This window comes from Fusobacterium varium (genome assembly GCA_021531615.1).
Lineage (GTDB): Bacteria > Fusobacteriota > Fusobacteriia > Fusobacteriales > Fusobacteriaceae > Fusobacterium_A > Fusobacterium_A varium_C.
This window is the reverse complement of the sequence record JADYUE010000023.1, coordinates 24,369-35,822: the sequence shown is the minus strand read 5'-3', so window position 1 is coordinate 35,822 and position 11,454 is coordinate 24,369. Positions and strand designations below refer to the sequence as shown.

The following is an 11,454-nucleotide window of genomic DNA, read 5'->3' as shown; positions in this document are numbered from 1 at the left end:
TCTCCAGTTTGAGGATTTCTACCAGTTCTAGCAGCTCTTTCAGCAACTTCAAATTTTCCAAATCCTAAGAAAGAAATTTCTTCTCCTTTTACTAATCCTTCTTCTAATACAGCTAGAAATGCAGCAGCTTTTCTTTCAGCATCAGCTTTAGTTGCAAATTCTCCCTTTTCAAAATATAAATCAACAAATTCTTTTTTAGTCATTTTAAAGCCTCCTTAAAAATACACGTTATATCCTTTATACCATAAGTTTAAAAAATTTACAATGTATTTTACTAATATTTTAAAATTTTAATTATTTCGTTGACTTTGAGTAATTTTATATATAGAAAATAGCATTACAACAGTGCTGATTACTTGAATTCCAGATAAAAATTTACCATTGAAAATAAAATCAAAAAGTATACTTGAAACTGGAAAACAAAGCTCACATATTGTTGCCACATTAGCTGGAATATATCTAAGCCCTTTATAGTAAAGAAGAATAGCTCCACTTCCACTTGTAAGCCCTATTACAATAAATATAAACCAATGAAAAGGTTGTGTAGTATGAATATTTGCTAAAGTTCCACTAAATATATTTATTACAAACATAATTAAAGTTGTAAAGCTATATCTTAAATATAGTGCAGTTCTAAAAGAGGCATTTTTCAATATTCTTTTTCCAAAAACTGTTGCACTTCCAAAGGAAAAAGCAGCTAATAGAGAGTATCCACAAGCTAAAAGCATATTTCCATTATATGCCATTTGAGGAGTGTTAAATTCAAAAGTAAGAAAATACCCTCCAATTAAAGCTAAGATAGCCCAAAAAACAAATTGTTTTGTAATCTTCTCTTTTAAAACTACCCAAGCAAGAATTACAGCAAATACAGGTTGCAGTTTTTGAAGAAGTGTAACTACTGTCAAATGATCAAAGTTTACTAAAAATAGAGCTTTTACTATTGAAAGTGTTCCCAGACTCCCTCCAAATAGAGCTACTAAAAAGAAATAAGTCAAATCTTTTCCATCTAATTTCTTTATATTTTTTAACTCTTCCTTTCCAAAAAGTAGAGTCATTCCTACAAAAGGAAGTAGATGCACCATAAATACTACATAAGGTACACTTAATTTAAAAAGATTTGGAGTTAAGACAATTGAATCAAATCCCCATAAAGTCGCAGCAAGACATACTAGAAGAGCTCCCATTGTCTCTTTTTTCTCAGTTAACATTTTCCCTCCTAAAACAATGAGATCTGATTTGTCTCACTTAAAGAATCTACTGCATTTATAGATTTTAATTTTTCTACTATTGTTTGAGATACTTTAGTTCTTCTTTTCAGATCCTCATAAGATAAAAATTTATCTAATTCTCTCTCTTTTAAAATATTATCAATTACAGCTCCCCCAAGTCCGCTAAGCCCGATCAATGGTATTCTTATCTTACCGTCTTCAATTGTAAACTTAGTTCCCCCTGATTTGTAAATATCAATAGGTAGGAATTGGAATCCCCTTGCATACATCTCAACTATTATCTCACAAATAGCCATTTCAGCTTTTTTCTTAACATCTAGCTTAGGTTCTTTTGAAAGTACTTCAAGATGATTTTTAGCACTTTCAGGATTTCCCATAATATCAAAATCAAAGTCCTCAGCCTTTCTTGAAAGATATGCAGCATAGAAAGCAAGTGGATAGTGAACTTTAAAGTAAGCTATTCTCATTGCCATCATAACATAAGCAACAGCATGTCCCTTAGGGAACATATATTTTATTCTTCTACATGATTCTATATACCATTCAGCAACATTATGCTCTTTCATAAGATCAGAGAATTTTTGCCAACCTTCAGGATCTTTTGATGGTCTTCCCTTTCTTACAAACTCCATTATTTTAAATGCAGTTCCCTTTTCAATACCTTGGTCAATTAGATAGTTCATAATGTCATCACGTACTGTAATAACTTGTGACAGAGTTGCTTTCTTCTGTCTAATAAACTCTTGAGCGTTGTTTAACCATACATCTGTACCATGTGAAAGTCCTGAAATTCTTACAAGCTCAGCAAATGTTTTTGGCATTGTATCAATTAACATCTGTCTAACAAATGGTGTTCCAAACTCTGGCACTCCAAAAGTTCCTACAACTGAATTTATATCTTCAGGAGTGATTCCCAATGATTCAGTACTAGAGAAAATTTTCAAAGTTTCAGGGTCAGCAATAGGTATAGAGTAAATATCTACCCCTGTATACTCTTGTAGCATCTTTATTGTAGTAGGGTCGTCATGTCCTAGTATATCAAGTTTTACAAGCTGTTCGTCCATTACGTGATAATCAAAGTGAGTTGTGATAGAGTCATTTGTTATATCATTTGCAGGTTTTTGCACAGGACAAAACTCATATATATTATGGTCACGAGGTACAACAACCATTCCTCCAGGGTGCTGTCCAGTAGTTTTCTTTGCTCCCTCAACTTTTTTAGCCAATCTTATAATCTCAGCTCTATTATTTTTTAACTCATGATCTTCAAAATATTTTTTTACATAACCTTCAGCATTTTTCTCTGCTAAAGTTGATATTGTTCCAGCTTTAAATACGTTCTCTTTTCCGAAAAGTTGCTCACAATATCTGTGAATTTCTGATTGATACTCTCCAGAGAAGTTAAGGTCAATATCAGGTACTTTCTCTCCATTAAATCCCATAAATACTTCAAATGGTATTGAGTATCCATCACGTTTATATGGTTGCCCACACTTAGGACATATTTTTTCAGGTAAGTCAATACCTACTCCCTCTCTCTCTATAAACTCTGAATTTTTACATTCAGGGTTAGTACAGATGTAGTGAGGATAAAGAGCATTAACTTCTGTAATTCCCATCATAAATGCAACTAAAGATGAACCTACCGATCCCCTCGAACCTACTAGATATCCACTATCTAGAGATTTTTTAACAAGTTTTTGTGCTGATAGATAAAGTACTGAGAATCCATTTCCTATAATTGCTCCTAGCTCTCTTTCAAGTCTAGCTTTAACAATCTCTGGAAGTGGGTTACCATAGATACGATATGCTTTTTCATATGTCATCTCTTTAACTATATTCTCTGCATTATCAATTTTAGGTGGGTAGAAACCATCAGGTACTGGTTTAATTACCTCAACCATATCAGCTATGGCATTGGTATTTTTAACAACTATCTCATTAGCTACCTCTTCTCCTAAGTAACTAAATTCATCTAGCAGTTCATCAGTAGTTCTAAAGTAAAATTTATTATCTGTTTTATATTGATTTTCTCTAAATACATTTCCACTACCATAAAGAAGAATACTTCTTATCTTATAATCTTCCTCATTATTATAGTGAACATTTGAACTGGCAGTTGCTAACTTTCCTCTCTCTTTAGCAAGATTGTAGAAATATCTATTCATATCCTCAATCTGCTCAAAAGATGAGATTGTTCCTGTTCCATCTTCCTCATAAAGTTCAGCATAAGTAGCTCTAGGTAAAAGTTCTATATAGTCATAGAAATCTATATTTTTTTCTACATTTTCAAGATCATATCTCATATAGTATTCAGCTAATTCTCCATCATTTGAGAAATGACTAGTTAAAGAACTTCCAACTATTAATCCATCTCTTAATTTATCTACACGACTTTTAAGAACTCTTGGTTTTTTACTTCCATAATAGTCAATATGTGATTCAGAAACTAATCTATATAGATTTTGTAATCCAGTTAAATTTTTAGCAATTACCACAATATTTCTAGTAGCTTGTTTTTGAATATTTAAAGGAAAAGCTCCATTCATATCCTCAACATTAACTACTCCATTTTCAATATATTTTTCTAAAAACATAATGAAAAGCTTGGCTGTTGATTGAGCATCATCAATAGCTCTATGATGATTTTCAAGAGAGAGTTTAAAAGTTTTATTTAATCTATCAAGATTATAACCTTTTAAATCTGGATATAGATCTCTTGCCATTTGCAAAGTATCTATTATAGGTGGTTTATAATCTATTCCCATATATTTTTGGGCATCTCTTCTAATAAATCCCATATCAAAAGCTGAGTTGTGAGCTACCATTACAGCATCTTTAGTAAACTCTAAAAATTTAGGTAGCACATCTTCAATAGTAGGAGCATTGTCCACCATATCTTGAGTTATATGAGTTAATTCTGATATTCTCTTAGGTATAATCTTATTAGGATTAACAAATGAACTAAAGGTATCAACTATTCTAGTTCCCTTTAGTTTAATAGCACCTATCTCAATAATCTCATTTTTGTGACTATTAAGTCCAAATGTTTCTAAGTCAAAAACAACAAAGGTAGTATCTTCAATAGCACCAGTTTTACAATCTCTTACCATAGGCAAAGTATCATCAACCATATACATTTCACAACCTAGGATAGCTTTAAAATCCTTTCCTTTAGCTGCTTTATATGCAAATGGGAAAGCATGAACAACAGAGTAATCTGTGATAGCCATAGCCTTATGCCCATAAGAGATAGCACGTTTTATAAGATCGCCAATATCTTCAACTCCTACCATCTCACTCATCTTACTGTGAGTGTGAAGTTCTACCATTTTAACTTCTGCCTTGTCCTCTTTTTTAGCTTTTGTTTTCTCTAACTTATTGATAGAGTTTATTATTATTACCTCTTCATTATCAGAGTATCTATCAATTTGTTTTTTACCACTAATTTTTATAAAATCTCCAACAGATACTTCCACAGGCTTATCCTTATCACAGAAAACCTTTGATGTTAGAGAAGTAACCTCATCAGTTAATCTTATTGTAAGCAGGATTTTTTCATTTCTAATATCTCTACTTTCAATAGAGAATACTTCTCCTTCAACTACACATAATTCATCTTCATAAAGCTCAAAAAACTCAGTTAAAGAGATACTATTTCCCTTAATCTCCTTAGTTTTGTTACTAGAATAACTTTGTCTTTGGAACCCACCTTGTTTTACATAGATCTCATTTCCCTTTTGTGGTTTATTAGCAGCAGTAGCCCTATTTTCAGAATCTATCTTAGCTGATAGAGTTATCATCTCTTTCTGTTTTTGAGCTTCAACCTCTGTAAGCTCCTTTGAAAAGTCCCCATGAACAAATTTAACTTTAAAATTAAATATTCCATAGTTTTCTAAAATATTTTCAAGTTTCTCATCTATTTTAGATTGAAGAAGAATTTCAATGGAAGTTTTATCATTTAATTCAATATCAATGATAGCTTCTTCTATTCTTATTCTGTAAAAATAAAGAAAGGATTTGGAAATAGCATTTCTAGCTTTTAATCTAATTATAGCCTTTTCTACTATTGTCACAAGCTCCTCTCTCATAATCTCACTCTTTGTATATTCTACTTTAAAGTCAACCTCAAGCTCTTTTCCAAAATTCTTTTTGATATTTTCATAAATTATATCCAGTTCTTTGAGATCTTTGACACTGGGAACAGAACACATAAATTTCATCTTCTTGTTTCTTTCATAAAAAACAATCTCCTTAATACTTACATTTTCTATTCCCATCTGTCTGAAAATACCATCTTGAGGTTTGATCCTTATCTCATTTCTACTCATTTTCCCTCCAGAACTGTATTTTTAATTATCTTTCTCCTAAAAGTCTATCAAGTATAATAGCCACAGCAGCTCTTACAGAAAGATGATTATATTTTGTATTTCCTCTAATTGGCTCAAGAATATAGTTTGACATATCCATTACTTCATCTGTAAGCCCCCAACCAGTACCAAATAATAATAAGTATGGTCTGTCATCTTCAAATATCATATCTGACATTGTTTTATAGCTTACAGTATTAGGGAAAATTCTTGCTGAAGTTGTGATAATAACAGGTTTTTGTCCCTCTTTCTCTTCAATCTCTTCAATTACCTTTTCAATACTGTCCATAACTCTAGTTATAGCAAAGGCATTTTCTCTATCCTTGTTAAATTGTCCCCCTGTACCCTCTTGCCAGTAACCTATAATTCTTTCAGTAAGCATTTTTTGTGCATCTACTGGAACAATTAAACGGTATCCTTTTACATCATAAGTTCTACAACTTCTTGAAATATCGTGGATATCAAAGTTTGTAACAGAAGTACATACAACGTCATTATTTTTATTGTAAACAGGATAATGAACTAATCCTAAGTATATTTTATCTCTCATTTTATATAATCCCTTCTTTAAATTTATTTTTCTTCTAATTTAATCTCTTCTAACTGATTTTTAAATCTATCTATCTTTGCAAGATAAACTCCACTTGCATATTCTAAATATTCCCAATGTTTTTCAGAAAGTTTCTTTATAACTCTAGCTGGAGAACCTGCTATAAGATCCCCTTCCTCTGCTTTCAATTTACTATTTACCACAGAACCAGCAGATACTATACAGTTTTTAGGGATAACACTTCCGTTTAAAATAATACTTCCCATTCCAATTATTGAGTTATCTCCTACTGTACAACCATGCACAACACAGTTATGCCCAATAGTAACTCTCTCTCCTATTGTTGTAGGAAAATCTGTATCTCCATGTAAAGTTGAATTATCTTGAACATTTGAGCCATTACCAATTTTAATTAAGCTCATATCTCCTCTTAAAACAGCAGAAAACCAAATTGATACATTCTCTCCTGTTTCAACTTTTCCAATTACACTTGCACTTTCAGCAATATAATTATTCTTTCCAATTTTTGGAATATATTCTCCAAGTTTATAGATCATTATTTACTCTCCTTTTTTAACTCCTCTTTTATCTCGTTTAAAAGTTTTTTCTCTAACTTATCAAACTCTCTTCCCTTTAAAAGATCTGGTCTCCTTAGATAAGTTCTCTTTAAGCTCTCTTTTTTTCTCCAAATCTCTATATTTTTATGGTGTCCAGACAATAAAACCTCTGGCACTTTCATTCCCTCATACTCTTCAGGTCTTGTGTAGTTTGGATAATCTAAAAGTCCATTAAAAAAAGAGTCATTTTCATAAGATTCCTGCTTAATAGCTCCAGGAACAAGTCTAGCAATACAATCTGTCATCACCATAGCAGGTAACTCCCCACCAGTTAAAACAAAATCCCCAATAGACACTTCTAAATCAACTCTACTTTCCACTACTCTCTCATCAATTCCCTCATAGTGTCCAGCAATTATAGTGATCTCCTCCTCTTGAGAAAGTTCTATTGCCAACTTTTGATCAAATCTAACACCTTGAGGTGAAGTATATATAACTTTTCCCCCAAGTGTATTTAATGCTCTAATAAGTGGCTCTGGTTTCATAAGCATTCCTGCCCCTCCACCAAAAACCTTGTCATCAGCTTGTTTATACTTATCATAACAAAAATCTCTAATATTAATTACATTTATCTCTAAAAGATTTTTTTCCAAAGCTCTCTTGATTATGCTCTCTCCTGTAAATCCTCTGAACATCTCTGGAAATAGAGTTAAAATATTTATTTTCATAAATTACTCCTCATCTTCTATTCCATCATCTTGCTGATATTTTTTTCCTTTCATCTCTCTCATACCATCAATAAGTTCAACAAAAATAGTTCTTTTATCAAAATCTATCTTTTTAACAAACTCATCAATATCTGGAATCATAGCTTCACTTTTTTCATCTTCAACTACAAGAATATCGTGAGCAGCAGTTTCAAAAATATCAATTACTCTTCCAATAGTTTCATTATTTTTCATATCTACAACTTCCATATCCATAAGATCGTTTAAAAGATATTCATCTTCAGCTATTCCTAAAATATCTCTTCTAACTTTTATAAGTCCATTTTTTAACTTTCCAGCATCAGTTTTATTAGTTATTTCTTGAAATTCAACTGTCCATTTATTTCCAACAAGAGGACTTACACTTGTGATAGTAAGTATTTTTTGTTCCCCTTGAATATCAATAATGACTTTATTTCCAACTAAGATCTCAGCATCTGATACATTAGCTATAATCTTTACAGCTCCTTTAAGATGATGAGTTCCAGATATTTTACCAACTGTAAAAAGCTCCATCAATCAATCCTCCTAGTCTAAAAATTCAACATTTACATTTAGTTTATCTTTAACTCCAGCAGCTTGCATAACTCCTCTAATTGCATTAGCTGTAAGTCCATTTTTACCGATTATTTTTCCCATTTCTCCTTTGGCAACACTTACTTTAAAAGTGATAGTATCATCAATAGCATCATAATCTATCATTACAGCCTCTTTAGTATCTACAAGCTCTTTTATAATATAGTTGATTAATTTTTCTAATTTTTCCATCTTTTCCTCCACTAAATATTATTTATTAATATATAGAGAACCTTTCCAAGCTCCCTCTTCTATGATTTCAGCTACTACATCATATTTTTTTAAATCCTCTATAACAAATTTTACAAAATCTTTAAAATCATATGTAGTAATTATATTTATAAGCCCCTTTTGAGGATCTACAGTTCTTACAACTCCAGCTCCTTCATAAGCTTCTACAACTTTATTTATAAAGTCAATATCCTCTTTTCTGCTTTGAATCAGAAACTCATAACTTCCTAGCATTTTTCCTCCATCTTAAAATTTAAAACAAGGCTGACTAAATTGTCAGCCTGCTCTCTTAAATTGCAGCTTATTTTTTTTCAAATATAGCAATTAGATTTAAAAAATCATCAATAGAAAGATTTTCAGCTCTCTCTGTTTCAGCAATATTAGCTTGAGCTAAAATCTCTCTCAATTCATCTTTAGATTTTCCCAAAGATGTGAAGTTGTTTAATAGATTTTTTCTTTTGTTAGCAAAGGCAGCCTTTACATATTTAAAGAAACAATCTTCATCTACTATTTTGCTATATCTTTCATCTTTGTAAAGCTTAATAGACATAAAAGCAGAATCTACCTTAGGGATAGGAGTAAAAAACTCTTTTGGAATTGTGAAAAGATACTCAGCTTCTCCAAAATATTCTACTGCTAGAGTAAGAACACTTCTCTCTTTTCCTTTTTTAGCACAAATTCTTTCTGCTACCTCTTTTTGTACCATGATGTATATTTCATCAATCACATCTCTATTTTCTATTAATTTATTGATAATAGGAGATGTTATGTAGTAAGGTATATTAGCAACAACCTTTGTTCCCTCTCCAACATAATCTTTTAAATTAGTTTCTAATACATCATTCATAACTAGAGTATACTTAGGATTAGAGTCAAATTTCTTTCTCAATATTTTCTCAAGATCTCTATCTATCTCAACAGTGACAACTTTTTTAGCAGTATCTAAAAGTAGAGCTGTCAATGCCCCTTCTCCTGGTCCTATCTCTAATACTGTATCTTCAGCTTTAACATCTGATACTTCCATTATTTTTCTTAATACTTCTCTTTGATCTGTCAAAAAGTTTTGACCAAATTTCTTTTTATGTTTAAAGGACATTATTTTCCTCCGATTATTTTTTTACAACTATTCCAACAAATGGAAAATTTCTATGTTTTTGAGCATAGTCAAGTCCATAACCTACAACAAACTCATCAGGAATTTCAAATCCTACATAGTCTCCCTTCATTTCAACTTTTCTTCTTTCAGGTTTATCTAAAAGAGTACAAACTTTAACACTTTTTGTTCCTTTAGCTTTGATAAACTCTTTTACATAACTTAAAGTAAGCCCTGTATCAATGATATCTTCAACAATTATAACATCTTTATCTTTAAGTTCTTGATCAACGTCTTTTAATATTTTTACAACACCAGTTGTGCTAGTTCCATTTCCATAACTAGATACATTCATAAAATCAATAGTAAGAGGTAAATCTAATTCTTTAATAAGATCGCTCATAAAAACAACTGATCCCTTTAAAAGTCCAAGAACTACAACTTCTTTTCCTTCATAATCTTTTGTGATTTCACAAGCAAGCTCTTTAATTCTTTGTTCAACCTTTTCTCTTGATATTAATGTTTCAATAGTGTAATCCATTTTTCCTCCTAAAAAAAGTGATAAAATAATCACCTTTATAAAAATTCATTCAACATTATTTTATCATTTACTACATGATTTTACAAGAAATTATTGATTAGATTTTAAAATCTTGTATTTTGACTCAATTTTATATTTATTAACAAAATATCAACATTGAATTATCAAATAAGTTTCGTTATAATTTAAATGTCGTATATAAAATATTATAAAAATAAGATTAAAATAAATAACTATATTACTATTAAAATTACAGGAGGAAAATTTATGAAAATAGTAATAGCACCAGACTCTTTTAAAGAGAGCATGAGTGGAAAAGTGGCTTGTGATGCTATTGAAAGAGGATTAAAAAAAGTTTTAAAAGATAGTGAATTTATAAAAGTACCAATGGCAGATGGTGGAGAGGGAACAACACAATCTCTAGTAGATGCTACAAATGGAGTTATCTATTTTGTAGAGGTTACTAATCCTTTAGGAGAAAAGATTCAAGGAAAGTTAGGAGTATTAGGAGATCAAGAAACAGCTATTTTAGAGATGGCAAGTGCTAGTGGATTAGAATTAATCTCAAAAGAAAAAAGAGATCCTATGATAACAACAACTTTTGGGACTGGAGAGCTTATTAAAAAAGCTTTAGATCTAAATGTTAAAACTATTTTAATAGGAATAGGTGGAAGTGCTACTAATGATGGAGGAGCTGGAATGATTCAAGCTCTTGGAGGAAAATTATTAGATAAAAATGGTAATCAAATAGGTTTTGGTGGCGGAGAACTTTCAAAATTAGATAAAATAGATCTTTCAGAACTTGATGAGAGATTAAAAAATGTTAAAATTATAGTAGCTTGTGATGTAGAGAATCCACTTACTGGAGCTAAAGGTGCTGCTTACATATTTGGACGTCAAAAAGGAGCAACTGATAAAACTATTCCTGTATTAGATAATAATTTAAAACATTTTGCTGAAATAATAAGAAGGGATTTAAAAATTGATGTTGAAAATGTAGCTGGTGCTGGAGCAGCAGGAGGTTTAGGAGCTGGATTAATGGCATTTCTATCTGCTGAATTAAGAAGAGGTATAGATATTGTTATTGAATATAGTAAGCTTGAAGAAAAATTAAAAGGTGCAACTCTTGTAATAACTGGAGAGGGAAGTATAGATGGACAAACTCGTTTTGGAAAAACTCCATATGGTGTAGCTCAAGCAGCTAAAAAACAAAATATACCTGTAATAGCATTAGCTGGAAATGTTGGTGAAGATATAGATATATTATATGACTATGGATTTGATAGTATTTTTTCTATTCTTCCTGGAGTACAAAATTTAGAAACTGCTCTTAAAAATGGAGAAAAAAACTTAGAGAGAGTCAGTGAAAATATAGGAAGAATTATTTTAGCTTTTAGAAAGAAATAAGATTAGTATAATTAATTTATAATAAAGAGGAGCTTTTAGAAATTAATGTCACCATACTAATTCTAAAGCTCCTTTTTATATTCTGCCTATAAAATTTTATAATATTAAGTTATCTTTTAAAGCTCTATTTTCA

Annotated in this window: 12 protein-coding genes; 1 reads left to right on the top strand and 11 read right to left on the bottom strand. The window is 30.8% G+C overall.

Going from position 1 to position 11,454, the window contains the following annotated elements:
- The 11 genes from I6E31_08225 to hpt form a co-directional block, all read right to left on the bottom strand.
- A partial coding sequence (locus I6E31_08225) for an HU family DNA-binding protein (protein MCF2639957.1) occupies positions 1–203 on the bottom strand: 203 nt, incomplete at its 3' end.
- Positions 204–290: 87 nt separating this feature from the next.
- The gene (locus I6E31_08220) at positions 291–1,208 is read right to left on the bottom strand and encodes a DMT family transporter (protein ID MCF2639956.1); all 918 of its coding nucleotides are present in this window, start codon (positions 1,206–1,208) and stop codon (positions 291–293) included.
- An 8-nt stretch (positions 1,209–1,216) separates the two neighbouring features.
- The gene (locus I6E31_08215; GenBank protein ID MCF2639955.1) at positions 1,217–5,560 is read right to left on the bottom strand and encodes a PolC-type DNA polymerase III; all 4,344 of its coding nucleotides are present in this window, start codon (positions 5,558–5,560) and stop codon (positions 1,217–1,219) included.
- A 25-nt stretch (positions 5,561–5,585) separates the two neighbouring features.
- Positions 5,586–6,149, bottom strand: a complete 564-nt coding sequence (locus I6E31_08210) for an RNA methyltransferase (protein MCF2639954.1) — start codon at positions 6,147–6,149, stop codon at positions 5,586–5,588.
- A 23-nt stretch (positions 6,150–6,172) separates the two neighbouring features.
- The gene (locus I6E31_08205) at positions 6,173–6,706 is read right to left on the bottom strand and encodes a gamma carbonic anhydrase family protein (GenBank protein ID MCF2639953.1); all 534 of its coding nucleotides are present in this window, start codon (positions 6,704–6,706) and stop codon (positions 6,173–6,175) included.
- Complete coding sequence (trmD, locus tag I6E31_08200; protein MCF2639952.1) at positions 6,706–7,434, bottom strand: tRNA (guanosine(37)-N1)-methyltransferase TrmD; 729 nt, start codon at positions 7,432–7,434, stop codon at positions 6,706–6,708. The genes I6E31_08205 and trmD overlap by 1 nt, the downstream gene beginning before the upstream one ends.
- 3 nt (positions 7,435–7,437) lie before the next feature.
- Complete coding sequence (rimM, locus tag I6E31_08195) at positions 7,438–7,989, bottom strand: 16S rRNA processing protein RimM (GenBank protein ID MCF2639951.1); 552 nt, start codon at positions 7,987–7,989, stop codon at positions 7,438–7,440.
- Between the two features lie 12 nt (positions 7,990–8,001).
- Positions 8,002–8,241: a KH domain-containing protein gene (locus tag I6E31_08190; GenBank protein ID MCF2639950.1), complete on the bottom strand. Its 240-nt coding sequence runs from the start codon at positions 8,239–8,241 to the stop codon at positions 8,002–8,004.
- Between the two features lie 18 nt (positions 8,242–8,259).
- Entirely contained in the window at positions 8,260–8,514 is a 255-nt protein-coding gene (locus I6E31_08185) for a DUF4911 domain-containing protein (protein ID MCF2639949.1), read from the bottom strand.
- 67 nt (positions 8,515–8,581) lie between these two features.
- Complete coding sequence (gene rsmA / locus I6E31_08180) at positions 8,582–9,376, bottom strand: ribosomal RNA small subunit methyltransferase A (protein MCF2639948.1); 795 nt, start codon at positions 9,374–9,376, stop codon at positions 8,582–8,584.
- 13 nt (positions 9,377–9,389) lie between these two features.
- Positions 9,390–9,914 (bottom strand): hypoxanthine phosphoribosyltransferase, encoded by a 525-nt coding sequence (gene hpt / locus I6E31_08175; GenBank protein ID MCF2639947.1) that lies wholly within the window; start codon positions 9,912–9,914, stop codon positions 9,390–9,392.
- 267 nt (positions 9,915–10,181) lie between these two features.
- Between hpt and I6E31_08170 the strand changes: the two genes are divergently transcribed.
- Positions 10,182–11,321: a glycerate kinase gene (locus tag I6E31_08170; GenBank protein MCF2639946.1), complete on the top strand. Its 1,140-nt coding sequence runs from the start codon at positions 10,182–10,184 to the stop codon at positions 11,319–11,321.
- Positions 11,322–11,454 lie beyond the last annotated feature (133 nt).